Annotated in this window: 15 protein-coding genes and 2 pseudogenes; 14 read left to right on the top strand and 3 right to left on the bottom strand. The window is 34.6% G+C overall.

What is annotated here, in order from left to right:
• From WQ54_RS16370 to WQ54_RS16345, 7 genes and pseudogenes are all read left to right on the top strand, one after another.
• Positions 1 to 592, top strand: a 592-nt coding sequence (locus WQ54_RS16370) for a group II intron maturase-specific domain-containing protein (RefSeq protein WP_046585542.1), incomplete at its 5' end; no start/stop codon positions are given.
• Positions 593 to 753: 161 nt separating this feature from the next.
• Positions 754 to 1,031, top strand: a pseudogene (locus tag WQ54_RS35485) (asparagine synthase-related protein); the annotation flags it as partial.
• Positions 1,032 to 1,289: 258 nt separating this feature from the next.
• Positions 1,290 to 2,168, top strand: a complete 879-nt coding sequence (locus WQ54_RS16365) for an AraC family transcriptional regulator (protein ID WP_046585539.1) — start codon at positions 1,290 to 1,292, stop codon at positions 2,166 to 2,168.
• Between the two features lie 684 nt (positions 2,169 to 2,852).
• Positions 2,853 to 3,607 (top strand): annotated as a pseudogene (locus tag WQ54_RS16360) (SDR family oxidoreductase).
• A 463-nt stretch (positions 3,608 to 4,070) separates the two neighbouring features.
• A complete protein-coding gene (locus WQ54_RS16355) occupies positions 4,071 to 5,567 on the top strand; it encodes a spore germination protein (RefSeq protein ID WP_046585537.1) in 1,497 nt (498 codons plus the stop codon).
• Positions 5,560 to 6,648, top strand: a complete 1,089-nt coding sequence (locus WQ54_RS16350; RefSeq protein WP_046585534.1) for a Ger(x)C family spore germination protein — start codon at positions 5,560 to 5,562, stop codon at positions 6,646 to 6,648. Before WQ54_RS16355 ends, WQ54_RS16350 begins: the two co-directional genes overlap by 8 nt.
• Positions 6,648 to 7,754: a GerAB/ArcD/ProY family transporter gene (locus WQ54_RS16345; RefSeq protein ID WP_046585532.1), complete on the top strand. Its 1,107-nt coding sequence runs from the start codon at positions 6,648 to 6,650 to the stop codon at positions 7,752 to 7,754. The genes WQ54_RS16350 and WQ54_RS16345 overlap by 1 nt, the downstream gene beginning before the upstream one ends.
• 308 nt (positions 7,755 to 8,062) lie before the next feature.
• Here WQ54_RS16345 and WQ54_RS16340 read toward each other — a convergent pair whose 3' ends face one another.
• Positions 8,063 to 8,488 carry a hypothetical protein gene (locus tag WQ54_RS16340; protein WP_046585530.1) on the bottom strand — a complete coding sequence of 142 codons (426 nt, stop codon included), beginning with the start codon at positions 8,486 to 8,488 and terminating at the stop codon, positions 8,063 to 8,065.
• 553 nt (positions 8,489 to 9,041) lie between these two features.
• Here WQ54_RS16340 and WQ54_RS16335 point away from each other — a divergent pair.
• On the top strand, positions 9,042 to 9,470 hold the full coding sequence (locus WQ54_RS16335) for a VOC family protein (RefSeq protein ID WP_046585529.1): 429 nt from the start codon (positions 9,042 to 9,044) through the stop codon (positions 9,468 to 9,470).
• Between the two features lie 187 nt (positions 9,471 to 9,657).
• Here WQ54_RS16335 and WQ54_RS16330 read toward each other — a convergent pair whose 3' ends face one another.
• Positions 9,658 to 10,074 carry an SRPBCC family protein gene (locus tag WQ54_RS16330; RefSeq protein ID WP_046585527.1) on the bottom strand — a complete coding sequence of 139 codons (417 nt, stop codon included), beginning with the start codon at positions 10,072 to 10,074 and terminating at the stop codon, positions 9,658 to 9,660.
• Positions 10,075 to 10,305: 231 nt separating this feature from the next.
• On the bottom strand, positions 10,306 to 10,452 hold the full coding sequence (locus tag WQ54_RS33710; protein ID WP_156177995.1) for a BH0509 family protein: 147 nt from the start codon (positions 10,450 to 10,452) through the stop codon (positions 10,306 to 10,308).
• A gap of 293 nt (positions 10,453 to 10,745) precedes the next feature.
• Here WQ54_RS33710 and WQ54_RS16325 point away from each other — a divergent pair, with 293 nt between their 5' ends.
• The 6 genes from WQ54_RS16325 to WQ54_RS16295 form a co-directional block, all read left to right on the top strand.
• Positions 10,746 to 13,028, top strand: coding sequence for an ATP-dependent DNA helicase (locus WQ54_RS16325; RefSeq protein ID WP_046585525.1), 2,283 nt, complete (start codon positions 10,746 to 10,748; stop codon positions 13,026 to 13,028).
• A 279-nt stretch (positions 13,029 to 13,307) separates the two neighbouring features.
• A complete protein-coding gene (locus WQ54_RS16315) occupies positions 13,308 to 14,069 on the top strand; it encodes an SDR family oxidoreductase (protein WP_046585522.1) in 762 nt (253 codons plus the stop codon).
• Positions 14,070 to 14,430: 361 nt separating this feature from the next.
• Positions 14,431 to 17,031, top strand: coding sequence for a phosphoenolpyruvate synthase (gene ppsA / locus WQ54_RS16310; protein ID WP_046585520.1), 2,601 nt, complete (start codon positions 14,431 to 14,433; stop codon positions 17,029 to 17,031).
• A gap of 427 nt (positions 17,032 to 17,458) precedes the next feature.
• Entirely contained in the window at positions 17,459 to 17,905 is a 447-nt protein-coding gene (locus tag WQ54_RS16305; RefSeq protein ID WP_156177994.1) for a DUF4871 domain-containing protein, read from the top strand.
• 139 nt (positions 17,906 to 18,044) lie between these two features.
• Entirely contained in the window at positions 18,045 to 18,374 is a 330-nt protein-coding gene (locus WQ54_RS16300; RefSeq protein ID WP_046512178.1) for a helix-turn-helix domain-containing protein, read from the top strand.
• Positions 18,296 to 19,018 (top strand): IS3 family transposase (locus tag WQ54_RS16295; protein WP_156178003.1); only part of this gene is annotated, 723 nt, incomplete at its 3' end. The genes WQ54_RS16300 and WQ54_RS16295, both read left to right, overlap by 79 nt.

The raw sequence follows: 19,018 nt of genomic DNA, 5'->3' as shown, positions 1-19,018 counted from the left end.
CTGTAATATATACATGAAGTCAAAGAAAGCTGGTGAACGAGTGATGACCTCAATTACAAGTTTTATTGAGAAGAAACTAAAACTTAAAGTTAATAGAGAGAAGTCAGCGGTAGACCGCCCTTGGAAACGGAAGTTTCTTGGTTTCAGTTTTACAAACCATAAGAAACCCAAGGTCAGAATAGCGAATGAAAGTATCAAAAGACTAAAGTCTAGGATACGACAGATCACATCTCGTTCAAAACCTAGTCCTATGGAAGTTAGAATTGAAAAACTAAACCAATATCTAACAGGGTGGTGCGGATACTTCGCTTTAGCTGATACACCAAGTAAGTTCAAAGAATTTGAAGAGTGGATAAGAAGAAGACTTCGTATGGTTGAATGGAAACAATGGAAAACACCTAAAACAAGAGTTAGAAAACTAAAAGGTTTAGGTGTTCCTGATAACATGGCATACGAATGGGGAAACTCAAGAAAGAAATATTGGAGAATCGCCTGTAGTCCAATTCTACACAAAACCCTTGATAACTCCTATTGGAGTTCCCGTGGGCTTAAAAGTTTATATCAAAGATATGAATTTCTACGTCAAACTTAATTGAACCGCCGTATACCGAACGGTACGTACGGTGGTGTGAGAGGTCGAGGGTTAGTCACCCCCTCCTACTCGATATCCTTAATAGCTGTAATTATAATAGAAATTGGCCGTCCCAAAATGTAACAAAAGTATACCTACAAAGCATTCACCAGTTACATGATGTGCAAAAAATGTAATATATTGATATGAATACTTGACTGCGCGGGGATATTTTAGTTAAAGCGGATCGTATGACAATGGCCCATTCATTGGAATTACGGTTACCATTTTTGACAAAGAAGTATTTAAAGTGGCATCCCGAGTATCAGAAGGGTATTAAGGATCATAGTCGGAAATTTTGGACGGTATTGGTTTTTAGGTTTGGTATCAAGTGTTTATAGAGGGAATATACCATTTTCATCCATCCATAAAAAGAGATGGGGAAGTGTTATCCGATTAATGAAGATGGGATAATAGAAACCTCAGAATACAAAGTGTGTTCAGGCAAACTTATCAAGAGAACGGTGGTATGAGTTAGTCGAAAGTCATATGGAGTATGAATGGTCATAATTATACTAAATATATATTGAAAGGACATGAATTCAATACAGTCATGATAGTATATGAATCCATGTTCTTTCATCATAAAGACTTTTTAATTGGATTCAATTCTTAGGAGTACGAAGAATAAAAAAATTTTAGAGTGAGGAGGAAAATAATGCTTAAGATTTTAAAAGTACCTCATGGATTTACAGAAGCACCCTATGAACAAAGTGTTTTAAAAATGAATGGTTTTTCCGTAGTAGAATCCTGTTTGCATACACAACGAACTACAGGAACCATGTTTTTAGAAGATCATATGTTATTGTTTGTTCTTAAGGGCCAATATAAAATATGCTTTGGTGAAAAAACATATAAAGTAAATGAGAATGAAATGGTTTTATTACATAAATCTATTGTCATCAAGTATGAAAAAACAGGGAAGGAAGAGTCGGAGTATTTACTTGACTATATAATGTTCTTTTTAAAGGATGACTTACTAACTGAGTTTATAAAAATGTATGATTTTAACCATTCATTTCCTTCTATAGTTGTTCCATTAACTGTTAATCCTATAAATAAACGACTAAAAGGGTATATTGAATCACTAAAACCCTTATTTAATGATTCAAGCAGTATTAGCAATGGATTGGTTAAATTAAAATTGTTAGAATTACTGTACGATTTAGTAGATACGAATGAGAAATTGTTATTTCAATTTTTACTACTGAAACAAAAAGAAAGAAGAAGTATCCTCGATGTTGTTGAAGAAAACTTATATAATCCTGTAAATGTAAATGATTTAGCCTATCTATCTGGAAGAAGTTTATCAACATTTAAAAGAGAATTTAAAGAAATATACAATACTTCTCCACTAAAATGGATAAGAAATCGTCGTTTAGACAAGGCGAGAGAACTGTTTTTACATACAGAATTTTCTGTTACAGAGGTCTGCTTTTCTACAGGGTTTGAAAATGTTGCACACTTTTCGAAAGTATTTAAAGAGAGGTTTGGTGTATCACCTTCTATGTTTAAACAGTCAACAAATCTACATTAAATTTAACAAGTACTTTAATGATATTTAGAACAATTAAATGGAAAATAAAGGTGCTCTGACTTTTGAATCTATCTTATATTCAAGCAAAAGTTTAAAAAATTAATAAATGAACTTAATTAACCCCTTTACCTTTCACCTCCCCATCTAGTTTGAGTCATGTTCTAGGTATTTCCCTGTGCTTTAGTCCACCAACCATTTTGATTTCATAAGAAGTTGTGAAATCATATTTATTTCTTTATATCCTTTTCTTTTATCAACCTTTCATTTATCTAATCTTCCTTGGTTTGTTAATCTATATGGATGAGCTTCTTGCCTGTATGACTTGATCTATAATTTATCATAATTCCTTGCAGCATCTTTAAATATTTAATATTTATATGGTGAGCCGAATAAACAAATGGTTTGGACTATATAGATCGAAGCTCAGGAGATTCTATAATAAAAAAGTTAGGAAATCCAGATAATCTTAGTGTTGTTATGTTAGATAATAGGTATTTTCAAATAATTAATATGTTTTTTCGTCAAGATGGTGCTTATGTTTTCAGAAGACCTTAAAGATTGTCAAGTATTTTACTAGATCCATGACAATTTCCTTAGAAGAGAATCTTGTTGAAAATTCGAAACTGATCAATAATTTCTATAGATATAATAAGTAATTTATAACTTAATATGGAGTGAGGTGATATGAGTAAACATCAAGGAAAAGTTGCAGTCATAACAGGAGATAGCAGTGGTATTGGACTTGCAACAACTGAACGATTTGTTAATGTAGGAGCTAAGATTTTTATTACTGGTCGCCGACAGTGAGATCTTGACAAAGCTGTAAAATTGCTAGGGGAAGGTGCCATAGGAATTCGGGGAGATGTCTCCAATATGGACGATCTTGAACAATTATATAAAACTGTAGGAAAACTAGAAAAGTCTATTGATATTCTTTTAGTGAATGCTAGAGTTGGCGATTGGGCAGCATTAGGAGAAATAACTGAAGAGGATTATGGTAAGGCATTTGATATTAATGTCAAGGGTGCTCTATTCACGGTCCAAAAGGCTTTACCATTTCTTAAAGACGGTGGCTCTATCATTATAATAGGATCAATCATGGTATCAAAAGGTGTACCAGCATTTAGTGTTTATAGTGCATCAAAGGCAGCCATACGTAGTTTTGTTAGGAGTTGGATTTATGATTTAAAGGATGAAATATCCGAGTAAATGTTTTAAGTCCCGGAGCGACAGAAACAGCAGGATTTTTATATCTGGGAGGAAGGGGAAATGAAGAACAAGAAATACAATTTAAAGTAACAGTAGCTACTAAGATCCCAAGGGAAATAATAGGGTCTGCTCATGAGGTCGCCAAAATTGCTGTGTTCCTTGCGTCGGATGATTGCAGTTATATGAATGGAAGTGAAGTTTTTGTCGATGGTGGAGTAGTACAAATTTAATATTTACCTTTTGTATGCCAATAAATAATCTAGAAAACTGAAATGACCAAAGCAGGGAGACTATTGGAGTTTCCCTGCTTTGTTTTAGTTGCAACCGACATAGGTGTAAGCTCTAGTAGTAAGTCCAGCTGATAAGACAAAAGTAATGTTTTAGCTTAATGGAAGGGTATCCGAGGTAACTGAGATTCACAACTGCTTCATACATAAATAGAACGTTTTGGTACGGATAGTGGTATGAGAGTTCCAGGGGTATTCATCTGATTTAGATAATTATATTTGTGTTTAGAATGAAGATTTTTAATATTTATATGTACTTCTCAAAAGGGAATGAGATGAAGCGATCCAAATCAGCGCGAATTCAAAAAAATTGTTCATGATCTTATATAGGATATGTATATCTTGCACCTCTACGGAGACATTATTATAGACTCATCTTTGAACGATAGAAAGGGAGTAAATATATATGGTATCCCTTAACATAAATTCATCACCGAAATTTAAAAACATCGATGAAATATTATCTTATTTTTCACAATCTAGCGATTTCAATTGCTTAATTATAAGTGAGTGTTTGTCTTTGAAAATTGCTTATTTTAATACATTAGTCGATGAAAAAATAATCCAGGAACATGTATCGAACCCGATTCTTAAAAACCTTAGAGACATCTCAAATTTAGAAGACATAAAAAAAATTATTCCAATAAAGGATATAAAAGTAAGTACTAATGTTCAAGAAATTTCAGAGAAAATCCTACAAGGAAGTGCATTTATTTTTATAAATAAAGCTCAGGGGATTATTGTCAATTCATTAACCATTGCAACTGGTTACCGTGAACAAAATGATGCTGAAAATGAATACAGCGTTATCGGACCAAAGGTTGGTTTTGTAGAGAACATAGATACAAACCTCAGATTATTAAGAAAAAGTTTAAATACACCCAATCTTAAATTTGAAGAAACATTTGTCGGAACAACGTCAAATACAAGAGTTGTCATAGCCTATCTTGAAGGAATTATGAACCCTGAACATCTTAATACGGCGAGGCAGAGAATTAAAGACCTTGATTATGACTTAATCTGTGATAGTTCTCTATTAGATCAACTGATCACTGATCATTCATCTACACCATTTCCTTTATTATTGACGACTGAAAGAGTAGACCGTGCTGCATATTGTCTTATAAATGGGCAATTAGCTATTTTATGTGATGGATCTCCCTATGTCATTAATGCTCCAACCTCTATTTTTGATTTTTTTGTTTCGCCAGAAGACTATTTATTACCTTGGGTACTTGGCTCGTTTTTTCGATTAATTAGATTTTTAGGTGTGTTATTTTCTATTTCTGCAACTCCAATTTATGTAGCTGTTTTAACATTTCATATTGCTATAATACCCAAGGATATGTTAGGCCCTATTATTGACTCTAGAGTAAACGTACCGTTTCCTCCATTAATTGAAGCCCTATTTTTAGAAGTAATTATTGAGCTTTTACGTGAAGCTGGTGCAAGGCTACCCACTAAAGTAGGACAAACATTGGGAATTGTTGGAGGGATTGTTATTGGGCAAGCAGCCGTTGAAGCTGCATTAACTAGTAATATTTTATTAATTATTGTGGCACTATCAGCATTAGCCTCATTTACAACTCCAACGTTTAAAATGTCAAATACAATTCGCTTTTTAAGGTTTCCTTTGATTATATTAGCATCAATATGGGGAGGATTAGGATTAGTAGCTGGCATTATTATCTTATATACACATACTCTCCGATTAAAATCTTTTGGGATGCCTTATTTAGCCCCATTATATCCATTTCGATATGCTGAATTTACAGATGGATTTATTCGATTTTCATTACCATATATTAGAAAGAGACGTGAGCTTTTTAGACCACTTCTTAAATCCAGATTCAAAGTGAATGGAAGAAATAAAGATATAGGGGACGACTTTAATAATGAATAAGTATAAATGGAAGATTAGATTTATATGGATTCCTATATGTTGTTTTTTTCTAATTGGTTGCACAAGAACAACTATTATTGATGATGTGAAGATTATCCAAACGATAGGTTATGACATAGAAAATAACAAGATAAAAGGGACAGCCTCTTATCCAGTTTATGTTGAATCAATGCAAGAATCTCATCCCCGAAAGTTGTTTACAGCCGAATCAAAAACAACAACAGGTGTCTTCACTTCATTTTCAAAACAAACTGCTGAAGAAATTGACATTTCACAATTAGACTCAGTTGTCATAGGTGATGACTTTGCTAGAGACGGTATTTCAGATTTATTAGTTAATTTGAATAGTGATCCTAATATTGGAACGAATTCCACTCTAATTATCTCAAAGAAAAAAGCGAGGGAACTTCTAGAAGAAAGTATAAAATACCCGCCATATTTTCTATCCTCTGTTTTGGATCAGAGTATGGAAAACGGAAATGTCCCTTTAACCAACCTACACACAATCTCCTATCAGTATTATACCGAAGGCCAAGATATGTATATACCTAAAATGGAAATAAACAATGAGGGGTTATTAGTAGGGGATGGTGTAGGGATTTTTAAAAACGATAAGCTGAGAGTATCTCTTAATAATAATGAGACTTTTTTGTTGAAAATGTTAGTTGATCGTTCGGTTTATAACAGCACATACGAATTTACAACCAGTGATAATATTAACTTATTAGTTAAGGTTATATCGAAGAAAACAAAACCTTCAGTCAACTTTTCTAACAACAGTCCTGAAGTAAGTTATCATTTAACATTTAACGTTTACTTGAAGGAACAAGCATCTAAATTAACAGTTTCGGGTATCAATAATAGCATAAAAAAAGAAATTGAAACGAGCATAGAAAGGGACCTAGTGAATCTGTTGGAAAAACTTAAAAATGAAAATGTTGATCCAGTTGGTATTGGAGAATTATATAGAGTTACCCAAAGAAACTGGAAAAAGAATGAATTTTATAAGCAAATCTATCCGAGTATTAAATTTAATATTAAAGTAAATGTAAATATCGTTAATACAGGAGCAGCAGAATAATGGGTAATGTACAGAAGGAAAATTATCTTGTATCCAATTTTTTAGTTTTTTTTATTATGATCTCTTCCCAAAATGGCATTGGTCTATTGGGATTTCAAAATATCATTGCAAAAAATGCCAAACATGATGGTTGGATCGTAGTGCTTCTTACGGGGATAAGTCTTCACTTTGTTTTATGGTTAATTTATAAGATCCTACAAGGTGATCATACAGATATTATGACGGTTCATAAAGAATTCTTTGGGAAATTCTTCGGAAATGTAATCACAATATTCATTTCTATTTATTTCTTAGGAGTTACAATAACAGTTTTTCGTACTTACCTTGAAATCGTCCAAGTGTGGGCCTTTCCATCTGTTAGTAAATGGGAAATAGGTATCCTTATGTTAATGATGATATATTATATTGTTTCTGGTGGATTTAGGGTTGTTACGGGAATTTGTTTTCTATTTGCACTTATTCCCTTTATTTTGTTTATATTTAGTCTATATTTCCCGCTGAAATTTTCACATATCAATAATATATTGCCTATTTTTAATTTATCTTTCAATGAATTTATTAAAGCATTTAAAGAAAGTAGTTCCATCTTTTTTGGATTTGAAACCTTACTCATTTATTTCCCGTTATTGAAACATAGTCATACTTCAAAAAAATGGGCAAATATTGCGATCATTTTTACGACCATTTTATTAACTACTGTAGCATTAGTAAGTTTAACATATTTCAGTATCGGCCAATTAGTTAATAGTAAATGGCCTACACTAGAGATAACAAAAATCATAGAACTACCTTTTGTTGAAAGATTTGAATTTATCTTTATATTTAGCTGGTTAGCTGTTATTATTCCGACAATAAGTGTACATTTATGGAGCATTTGCAGAATCTATAAGAAACTATTTAATATTAAGCCTAGGATTTCATTAATTAATGCATTGGCTTTAATTTTAGTATGCACCTTTATAATTGATAATTACTTGAAATTAGAGTTATTAAACAATTATGTTTCTCAACTGGGATTTTATTTCGTCTATTTGTATATTCCTTTTTTATTTATTATAAAAGTAATAAGAGATAAGTTCATTCATATAAAATCCAGAAGGGTTTAAAAAGATCATAGCTTTTATTGGTGAAAATTGTTACCATAATCCATTCCTGTTTAAATTGAAGTCACCTAAGTTTTCTATCATTTCAGTTCTTTTACTGAAAATTGAAAGAGGGGGAATTATTACTATAAAGGTCACTATCAACTTCTCTGTTTGTCATAAACAAAAAAGCCTTAGTACTAGGTACAAAAGGCTTTTCTAAAAATTAGCTGGTTTTTTCCATTCTATAGTAAATACAAGCAAGCAACCACTCTATCAGCAATTAAGAAAGGCTTACCGCCAAGTCAGCAAATGCTCCTTAATGGAATACCTTATTTATAAGTTTTTATCAGCATCTTATCTAATTCACGTACTTTATCATAAGAATCTAATAAATTTAGGGGTACCAATATTCGCCCATATTCCCAAGCATTTATTTCGATATCAGCTTTAAGCATCTCCTTTTCTTCTTCTTCTCCGTATATGAGCGTTCTTAAATCATGCTTATTTTTCTTAAAATCTAAATAATAACCAATCACATGATAAAGAATGATTTTTACAAAGTTTTCCTCTGTCTCTTTGAATTTAAAATTACCTATATACGCGTTAACTTGAAGATAATTAAATTTGATCGTATTTGTAGATACGTTATAACTCATAGGTGCAGTTAGATTATTGGTAAATTCATAGTTAATATTTAGTTTGTGCTCAATTAGTGTTTCTTTAATGATCTTCTCAATGTCCCATATATAAAGCATGTTATCACTTTCCTTAAAAGAATTATTTAAAGTAATACTTGCATAGGTTAATGAGCTGCGTCAATTACTCTCTTACTTATTTAGGTGTTTTTAACCGTTTTCTCAGTGATGGTTTAATAGATCGTTCAGTACATCAGTTATTTATCGCATAAGCAGCAGCAACCAGGGGCTAACTAGTAATCAATTAAGACAGTAAGGGACTGTCTAACATATAAGCTTTATGATAAGCTTAATCCTTTTAAATAAAGTAAAAGAGAAATAACTGTTGATATCCACGCTTTGGTTAAAGCGGTTACAAAAGTTTTAAAGGAGTCAGCTTAAGAAAAAATCTTATTCATATGCAGGCTCTATATTAATAGGAAATGTATCTCTATTATAGACCTGCCATTGCTTTGAAATAAATTAATTTCTTTCAATCTTAACATAATACAAACCCAAGGAACTCAACTTTTTAACTAAACCTTGTGAAAAGAAATAAATGTTATTTATTCGTTTTTTGGTTAGAATGAAGGAGAGACAACCTTAAGATCTATTATGTTAAGGAGTGAATGAAATGGCTGTAGATGTTTATTTAAAGTTTGACGGAAATTGCCGTGAAGCTGTTGAGTTTTATGCAGAGGTTTTTGGAACAAAACAACCTCACATTATGACGTTTGGAGAAAACCCTCCAAATCCAGATTATCCTCTACCAGAGGAAGCAAAAAATTTAGTTATGCATACACGTCTGAATATTGAAGGCAGCAATGTAATGTTTTCTGATACGTTCCCTGGTTCACCATTTATAGTTGGTAATAACATTAGCATTGCTTATCATAGCTTCGATGCAGACAAGCTTCAATCTGTTTATAACAGACTTAAAGAGGGCGGAACGGTTGTCATGGAGCTTCAAGAGACCTTCTGGGCAAAGCTTTATGGTCAAGTAACAGATAAATTCGGTATTATTTGGCAATTAAATCTAAATAACGAAGAAACAGCGTACTAATGGTTTAATTTAAGAGGGTACCCAAAAGGAAATAGGGTACCTTCTTTCCTAGTCAAATCGGGGGGGGTTAGTTAATTGAAGGTAAAATAAAAAAAGGCGGTATCTGTGAGCATAGAATATTTATATCCACAGAAACGCCTTTAATTGATTTGATTATGTAAATTAATCAAAATGTAACCCGAGCAGTCTATTTATTGTTTGTTTCCTCGGCGTATTTTTTGAAGTTATTTAAAATCGCCTGCCATCCTTGTTGTTGAAACTCAATCGGATGTGTTGTTTCAGCATCAAACGTTTCAATGACTTCGGTTTCATTTCCTTGACCTTTAAAACTGATTTTCACTTTTCTACCATCATCCATGGTATAAGCAATAACCTCATGTAACTTTACTTCATCATAGATTCCGCCAAAATCGAAACCAGCACTGCCATCTTTGGCTTCCATTCTTGATACGAATTTTCCGCCTTCTCTTAGATCATTCTCAGCAAATGGTGTATGCCAATCATCTGAAGCATTGTTCCATTTTGTCATATGATCTGGCTCTGTCCAATATTCCCATACCTTTTCTACTGGAGCTTGAACTGTTGTTTCTACTGTTACTTCCATTTCATTTACCTCCTCAATGAATACCAATATTTTTAGTGATTTGCCTACACTAGATGCCTGATTATATTATAAGGGTTATTGGATATTTATACTATTCAAAATAATGAAGATTTTTTTCTTTGAGGGAAATTACGTACAAGACGACAATATTACTAGCATTATGAAGAAAGGTACTAAAAAAGCTTTTGTACTTCGTACAAAAGCTTTGCATTATATATCCGTTCTTTAATTTTACATATAGTCGTAAACAGAATCTACAAAATAGAGCCAGTGATAATATTCAATTTGGGAATCTGACATTTCTGCGATTTCTTTTTCATTGAATTTTTGTTTGGCTAATAAAGCCTTCATTTTGGTTTCTCTCACTAATTGGCTCATGTTATATCCTCCTTCATTTCAGAAGCAACTTATATTGTGTGTTGTAAGCGTTTTATGTAACTTCTTGAAATGATTATATATCTCAATTTGATATTAAACAAATATCAAATTGAGATGATTTTTGAAGAAATAATATAGAATTGTTATTTAAGAGCAGACGAAGGCAAATTGTAGGATTTTAAAGAGCAATCTTCAGAAAATCTATCATTTTTCTACTTAGTTAACTTTATCTTTGTCAATTTCAGTAATACCTTGTACGATAGAACTAATCGATTTTAACTATAGGTGATGACATGCTACCCGAAATAAAGCTCTCTGTACGTACATTAGTTGAATATGTGTTTCAAAGTGGAAGTATTGATAATCGTTTTCGAACTTCTACAACCCTTACAGAAGGGACAAAAGCCCATAAGGCCATACAAAGTACGTATCAAGAAACAGATCAAAAAGAGGTTTTTCTAAAAACAGAAATTAAATATGAAAAAATAAAGTTCTTAATTGAAGGTCGTTGTGATGGGCTGCTTTTTCGTGATGATAAAATCGTTATTGATGAAATTAAGTCAACCTCAAAAGACTTGAGCGGAATTGAGGAGGAGACATACCCTGTACACTGGGCGCAGGCTAAGGTGTATGCCTATATGTATGCAAAAGATCATGAACAAAATGAAATGAGTGTTCAATTAACTTACATACATGCTGTGACAGAAGAGCAAAAAACATTTCAACAACATTTTATATTTCAAGAGCTCGAACAGTTTGTCAACGAGTTAGTGAAGCAGTATGTTCCCTATGCCTCACTCATGCAAATCCATCGATTAAGAAGAGATGATAGCATTAAAAACCTGTCATTTCCTTTTGAAACATATCGGGAGGGTCAACGTAAGCTCGCAGGTGCCATTTATAAAACGATCTCGGAGGAAAAAAATATTTTTGCTAATGCACCTACTGGTATTGGAAAAACTATTTCTACAATTTTCCCAACCGTGAAGGCGATTGGAGAAGGTAAGCTCGAACGAATGTTTTATTTAACGGCAAAAACTATCACAAGACAAACCGCCGAAGAAGCTTTTTCACAAATGAAAAATAAAGGTTTGTGTATGAGCGCAGTTACCATTACAGCAAAGGATAAAGTATGTTTTAAAGAAGAAACTCTTTGTCAGAAGGAGTATTGCGAGTTTGCGAATGGCTATTACGATCGAATTAATGCTGCTGTGTTAGATATTTTCTCTCATAAAACGTATATTAATCGCCAAACCATAGAGGAATATGCGAGGAAGCATATGATTTGTCCTTTTGAATTCTCCTTAGACCTAGCATTTGTGGCAGATGCGATTATTTGTGATTACAACTATATTTTTGACCCGAAAGTGTCATTAAAGCGATTTTTTGATGAACATAAAAGACAGTCTGCCTTATTAATCGATGAAGCTCATAATCTTGTGGACCGTGCTCGAGAGATGTTTTCAGCTGACTTACAAAAGTCAAATTTTCTTACATTAAAACGTGAATATAAAGAGACCGAATTGCATGATTCTGTTCATATGCTAAATAAATATTTCATTGACATGAAGAAAAAGAGTTCCGAAAAAGGGTATCTTGTGTGGAAGGAAATAGATGCCGATCTCATCAGCATGCTTGAAGAATTTGTTCGTAACGCTGAGATCGAATTATTGCAGCCAACAAAATCCGCTGATCAGACAACACTATTAGATACTTATTTTGCTGCAATGGGATTTGTCCGAATCTCAAAGCTTTATGATGAACGGTATGTGACCTATGTGGAAACGGAGAAAAATGACATTCATCTCAAAATGTTTTGTTTGGATCCTTCTCATCTTTTGCAGCAGATCCGGAAAAAGTTTCGAACAACTGTCTATTTTTCTGCCACACTATTACCACTCCAGTATTTTTTGGATATGCTAGGGGGTACGTCAGAGGATTATACCATTTCGATTCCTTCACCATTTGCAAAAGAACAAACAGAGGTCTTCCTTCAACCCTTATCAACCAGATACCATGACAGAGACCATACAAAAAGGCAGATCATTGACATGCTTTCAAAGCTTCTGCGCGAACGAAGCGGAAACTATTTGATTTTCTTTCCTTCCTATCACTATATGAAAAATGTGTATGAAGACTTTACCGCAATTGATCCAGAAATTCGCACCATTATTCAAACAAACAGACTAGATGAGAATGAACGGGAGCAATTTTTACAAGAGTTTAAAGAAGATAATACGGAAACACTGATTGGATTTGCGGTATTAGGCGGTATTTTCTCTGAAGGTGTTGACTTAAAAGGGAATAGGCTGAATGGTGTCATCGTTGTTGGAGTAGGTTTACCACAGCTTTGTCTTGAACGTAATATTATCAATGAGTATTTTCAAACTACAGGAAAAAACGGATATGATTACGCTTATACCTTCCCTGGCATGAACAAGGTGCTGCAGGCAGGCGGCCGATTAATCAGGTCTGAGACAGATACTGGAGTGATTGTACTTGTTGACGATCGTTATCTTACTCAGAAATATCGGGGACTTTTACCAGCGGAATGGAGGGGCTTTACAAGGATTTAAAGTGCCGGTTTTCATACATTCATAGGGTTATGAAAGGTTTTGAAAGCATGCACTTAAACTGTTGCATTACTTCAATATGGAGTAATGCTTTTTTTATTAAAGTAAAGGAACAGGTTGCTCATGAAGGAATAGGAATTAGTGTCGTCGAAATTTTAATAGTTAAAAGGAAGAATAGTAGGGGGTTAAGAGTGAAAAATAAGATAATGATGCAACAATTTAGAGGTAACAAAGTTAAAAATTTATGATGAATTACATAATGTTCAACGAAAGAGGGATATGATGAAACGATCTGGGAATATAGTACTGATTACTGGAGGGGCAGCAGGAATCGGGTTTGCGTTTGCTGAGAGATTCATAAAATCAGGCAATAAAGTCATTGTCTGCGGCAGACGTGAAGCAAAGCTCCAGGAAGCAAAGGAAAAATATCCTGAACTGATTACACGCGTTTGTGATGTCACCAAAGAGTCAGATCGCATTGCTTTGTTCGAATGGGTAATGAGCGAGCACCCTGATGTGAATGTGCTTGTAAACAACGCAGGCATTCAGCAACGCTACCATGTTCTTAAAACGAATGCGAAGGAAGCTTGGAACTATTACAGTCAAGAAATAGCCTCCAACATTGAGGCGCCATTTCATTTTAGCATGCTATTTGCGCCGTATTTTGCCAATAAAGACTATGCGGCTATCCTTAATGTATCATCCGGTTTAGCCTTTACTCCAATGGCGATTGCGCCGATTTATTCAGCTACGAAAGCGGCGGTTCATTCATTTACGATGAGCTTAAGGCATCAGCTTGAAGATACGGTCATTGAGGTGATCGAAGTTGCACCGCCAGCAGTTAATACCGATTTAGGCGGAGTTGGCTTGCATACCTTCGGCACCCCTGTAGATGAATTTGCCGATGCGATATTTAAAGGCCTTGAAGCAGGAAAAACGGAAATTGGTTACGCACGTGCTGAAAAAGCGATGAAGATGTCCAGAAATGAAATTGACGAGACAGTTAAGGCGATGTATGCCAATTTGAAAAACACAATTATCTAATGCTTAAGGAGCTGCCTGTATGGGTAGCTCTTTATTGTTTAATAACAAATCATTATTTATTAAGATGTGTAAACAGAGGGAGTTTAATAAGATCTTGATATCACCTATTCATATAAGCATTTTGGGAAAAAAACAGATTAAATTGATAAATTGATAGTCATTATGGGTTAAAAAAAGTATGATCTGCTTTCGAGGGGTGAACAGGGGCATTGGCATACTTTATGGAAGGTCCAATTATTTTTTTGATCTCCTCCCAGTTTAATTATAGCATTTAGAGAATGGTAAATATAGACTTTTTATTCTCATTTACTATTGCTAAAATGCAATAGAACTTTAATGAGATTTGTTGGAGGGATGTAGAATGGGTTCCTTGGTTCTCGGTTTTCAGGAAATGGAAAAAACGCAGCTTTTGCTCGTTGGCGGAAAAGGGTTAAATTTAGGGGAATTATCAAAAATTGAAGGAATACAAGTACCAGAAGGATTTTGTGTTACAACAGTGGGTTATCAAAAAGCCATCGAACAAAATGAAACGTATCATGCTCTGTTGGATCGACTATCAAAGCTAAAAGTAGAGGATCGGGATCAAATTGCTGAAATCAGCAGGAAGATTCGACAAATCCTTATGGAAGTAGAAATTCCTCCCGATGTTGTGAAAGCAGTTACTCATTATCTCTCCCAGCTTGGTGAAGATCATGCCTATGCAGTGCGTTCTAGTGCGACGGCAGAAGATTTGCCGCATGCCTCTTTTGCTGGTCAACAAGACACCTATTTAAATATCATCGGCAAAGAAGCAATCTTACAGCATATCAGCAAATGTTGGGCTTCTCTATTTACGGATCGCGCGGTCATCTACCGTATGCAAAATGGATTTGAACACAGTCAAGTTTATTTATCCGTTATCATTCAAAGGATGGTTTTCCCACAGGCTTCTGGGATTTTATTTACTGCAGATCCCATTACATCTAACCGAAAGCTGCTATCAATTAATGCCAGTTATGGACTTGGAGAAGCACTGGTTTCTGGCTTGGTATCTGCCGATTGTTATAAAGTACGGGAAGAGGAAATCATTGATAAGATGATAGCAACCAAAAAATTGGCTATCTATGGACGAAAAGAAGGTGGAACAGTGACCCAGCAGATCGATCCTGACATGCAAAAGACTCAAACACTTCCTGATGAGCAAATTCTGCAACTAGCACGCACAGGAAGACAGCTCGAAGCTTATTTTGGTTACCCCCAGGATATCGAATGGTGTTTGGTTGATGATACATTTTATATTGTCCAGAGTCGGCCAATCACGACGCTTTTCCCTATCCCTGTAGCGAATGATCAAGAAAATCATGTCTATGTATCTGTCGGTCATCAACAAATGATGACCGACCCTATGAAACCATTGGGATTGTCTTTTCATCTGTTAATAACTCCTGCACCTATGCGTAAAGCTGGTGGAAGGTTGTTTGTGGATGTCACACCTATGCTGGCTTCACCTGACAGCAGAATCATGTTATTGAATTCCATGGGACAACACGATCCGCTCATGAAAGACGCACTTACGACTGTTGTAGAACGAGGAGATTTTATAAAATCGTTACCAAATGATCAAAAAGTACCGAGTCCCAACAGAAACAATACAGAAATGCCGGAAGAATTCGAAAACAATCCGACTATTGTTCATGAGTTAATTAGGCGCAGTCAAACGTCGATAGAAGAGTTAAAACAAAACATTAAAACGAAATCAGGCTCGGAACTTTTTGATTTTATTTTGGAAGATATCAAAGAGTTAAAGAAAATTTTATTTGACCCACAAAGTACAGCTGTATTTATGACTGCTATAAATGCTTCACATTGGATCAATGAAAAAATGAACGAGTGGCTAGGTGAAAAAAACGTAGCAGACATTCTTTCACAATCTGTACCAAACAATATTACGTCGGAAATGGGTCTGGCATTATTGGATGTCGCAGATGTGATTCGTCCTTATCCAGAAGTAATTGATTATTTACAACATGTAAAAGATGATAACTTTTTGGATGAACTGGTTAAATTTAATGGCGGACAGGAAGCCCGGGACGCAATAATAGCTTATCTTAACAAATATGGAATGCGTTGCAGCGGAGAAATCGATATGACGAAAACTCGTTGGAGCGAAAAACCAATTATACTTGTCCCCATGATTCTCAGTAACATCAAAAACTTTGAGCCTGATGCCGGCAAGCGGAAATTTGAGCAAGGGAAACAGGAGGCTTTGAAAAAAGAACAAGAGTTATTAGCTCGATTGAAGCAATTGCCGGATGGTGAACAAAAGGCCAAAGACACAAAACGAATGATCGATCGTATCCGTAATTTCATCGGTTACCGCGAATATCCAAAATACGGCATGATTAATCGCTATTTCGTTTATAAGCAGGCTATACTGAAAGAAGCAGACCGACTCGTTAAAGAGGGAGCAGTTCATGAAAAAGAAGATATCTACTACCTCACTTTTGAGGAACTTCACGAAGTCGTACACACCAACCAACTGGATGACCAGATTATCAACAAACGAAAAGATGAGTACAAATTATATGAAAAACTGACTCCCCCACGTGTGATCACATCTGATGGTGAAATCATTGTTGGTGAGTACAAACGAGAAAATCTTCCAGCCGAAGCGATTGTAGGTCTGGCTGTTTCTTCTGGAGTTATAGAGGGAAGAGCCCGTGTCATCTTAAACTTGGAAGATGCTGATCTAGAAGAGGGAGATATATTAGTAACCTCCTTCACTGACCCCAGCTGGACACCATTGTTTGTATCCATAAAAGGGCTGGTCACCGAAGTTGGCGGATTGATGACCCATGGTGCAGTTATCGCACGTGAATATGGTTTACCAGCAGTTGTTGGAGTGGAAAATGCTACCAAACTAATAAAGGATGGGCAACGTATTCGCGTGCATGGAACAGAAGGATATATCGAAATCTTGTAATTGCTAATACGTCCAGATTTAATTAATAGCTTCGTACAATGGCTACCAGAGCGGTGTCTCACCATTCCTGCTTAATAGAAATCCTTACTAAGATTCCGACAATACACACGCTGATATAATGAATTCTAATATATAAAGCGGCGCAAAACCTGTCTTTGCGTCGCTTTTTACATAGAGTCTGCGGTTTGTTAGTTCGCTTGGGAGTGTGGTCGCTTCGCCTATTTTCAGCATTAGAAACCAACATGGCCGATGTACACAATGTAAAGATCGGCTTTTTTATAATAATTTGTGAATGTTATCACTTAAACTCTAGGGTAGCAAGAGTTCAGATTAGGATGCCATTCGGTGATTTTTTACTTATTCGTCTAACGGAGCAGGATTGCTTTAATAGAATATTGAATTATGGTATTGAGTAGGAGGGGTGTTTTTGAGGGGAATTTCATCGATATTGATCTTGTTTATTTTTGTTTTTTCTATGACAGCTTGTAAATCAGAAGAAACGATTAAAGAAGAATATAAAGATAATAGTCCATTCTTTACAACTGAATATGGAGAAATGTTTGGAAAAGATGGCAAGATTGGAATAATTGGTCCAAAAACAGTTACAGAGAATGGACAGAAATGGATGTGGAATTTTTGGGGTACTGGGGATATTTCTTACAAAGAATGGGAAGTAAAAGCGTTTAAGCAAGGTGAAACGGAAGCAGTTAATCCAATAACATTTAAAGATGAAAGATTAATTCCTCGTGATGATGTTATTTACGGGCACGCTCGTTCTTCGGTATTATTCCCCTCCTCAGGACTATGGAAGCTACAGGTTTTTATTGAAGGAAAATTGTTTGATGAATTAATTGTTGATATTACTCAACAATGAGCAATTAGAAAATTTACCATATTAAACAGGTGCTTTAATTCAATAAGCAGCTAAAAGGATCTTCCAAGCTGTTATTATCCCCTTATAGTGGACAGTAAAAAGAAAGGATTGTACTGTCTTCTATGGAGGGGATTTTTTCATGGGGAAAATTAGAACAACCTATACAAAAGAAATTAAACTAAAAGCTATTAATTTATACGAAAACGAAGATATGGGGATCAGATCAATTTCCAAAGAGTTAGGGATTGGATATACAATTGTCCAAAGATGGATAGCTCATTATAAAAGTGAGGGAATTCAAGGGTTAAACGAAAAGAGAGGAAAATCTCGAAACCCACTTAAAGGTAAAGCTAAAAAAGACCACGAGAGTGATACAGAAAAAATAAGTCGATTAGAAGCAGAGAATGCCTATTTAAAAAAGCTATTAGCTGCGAAAAGGGAGATGATTCCGGAAAAGAAAAATCGTTAAAATACAAAATAATTCATGAGCTTACGGATCAATTTACTATTATCACGTTGTGTAAGATAGCCGGTGTTTCAAAAAGTGGCTATTACAAATGGCTAAAACGCCAAGATAACCCAACAGATAAGGACTTGGAAGATCAATCCATCGTAACTAAGATTATTAAATGCCAACAAGATCCTGATATTAATTGGAGCTACGGTTACCCAAGAGTTCAAACTTGGCTTAAAAAGATGTATGGTTTGAAAGTTAATCATAAGAGAATTTATCGTTTAATGAAGGCGAATGGAATTCAAGCAAAGATACGAGTAAAGAAGTGGAAACACTTTGGACGAAAAGAAAAATATGTCGTTTCAGAGAACGATTTAAACAGAGAATTTTCAGCTTCACGCCCAAATGAAAAATGGGTAACTGATATAACATATCTACTATTTAATGGAAAGAAACTCTATTTATCTACGATACTAGACCTTTACAACAATGAGATTATTTCATATAAAATAAGTGAAAGAAATGATCTAAAGCTAGTAGCTGATACAGTAAAAAAAGCAATAAAAAAAAGAGATGTGAAAGGACTCCTATTACATAGCGATCAAGGATTCCAGTACACCTCAATAAGATATAACAAGCTATTAGAAAGATACAACATT

Origin of the sequence: Bacillus sp. SA1-12 (genome assembly GCF_000981385.1) — a bacterium.
In the GTDB taxonomy this organism is placed as follows: Bacteria; Bacillota; Bacilli; order Bacillales; family Bacillaceae; genus Metabacillus.
The sequence above is the reverse complement of the archived record's forward strand: the minus strand, read 5'-3'. Positions and strand labels throughout refer to the sequence as shown.

Coding starts and splice junctions, on each gene's coding strand:
- WQ54_RS16365 (WP_046585539.1), top strand. CDS start 1,290: ATGCTTAAGATTTTAAAAGTACCTCATGGATTTACAGAAGCACCCTAT.
- WQ54_RS16355 (WP_046585537.1), top strand. CDS start 4,071: ATGGTATCCCTTAACATAAATTCATCACCGAAATTTAAAAACATCGAT.
- WQ54_RS16350 (WP_046585534.1), top strand. CDS start 5,560: ATGAATAAGTATAAATGGAAGATTAGATTTATATGGATTCCTATATGT.
- WQ54_RS16345 (WP_046585532.1), top strand. CDS start 6,648: ATGGGTAATGTACAGAAGGAAAATTATCTTGTATCCAATTTTTTAGTT.
- WQ54_RS16340 (WP_046585530.1), bottom strand. CDS start 8,488: ATGCTTTATATATGGGACATTGAGAAGATCATTAAAGAAACACTAATT.
- WQ54_RS16335 (WP_046585529.1), top strand. CDS start 9,042: ATGGCTGTAGATGTTTATTTAAAGTTTGACGGAAATTGCCGTGAAGCT.
- WQ54_RS16330 (WP_046585527.1), bottom strand. CDS start 10,074: ATGGAAGTAACAGTAGAAACAACAGTTCAAGCTCCAGTAGAAAAGGTA.
- WQ54_RS33710 (WP_156177995.1), bottom strand. CDS start 10,452: ATGAGCCAATTAGTGAGAGAAACCAAAATGAAGGCTTTATTAGCCAAA.
- WQ54_RS16325 (WP_046585525.1), top strand. CDS start 10,746: ATGCTACCCGAAATAAAGCTCTCTGTACGTACATTAGTTGAATATGTG.
- WQ54_RS16315 (WP_046585522.1), top strand. CDS start 13,308: ATGAAACGATCTGGGAATATAGTACTGATTACTGGAGGGGCAGCAGGA.
- ppsA (WP_046585520.1), top strand. CDS start 14,431: ATGGGTTCCTTGGTTCTCGGTTTTCAGGAAATGGAAAAAACGCAGCTT.
- WQ54_RS16300 (WP_046512178.1), top strand. CDS start 18,045: ATGGGGAAAATTAGAACAACCTATACAAAAGAAATTAAACTAAAAGCT.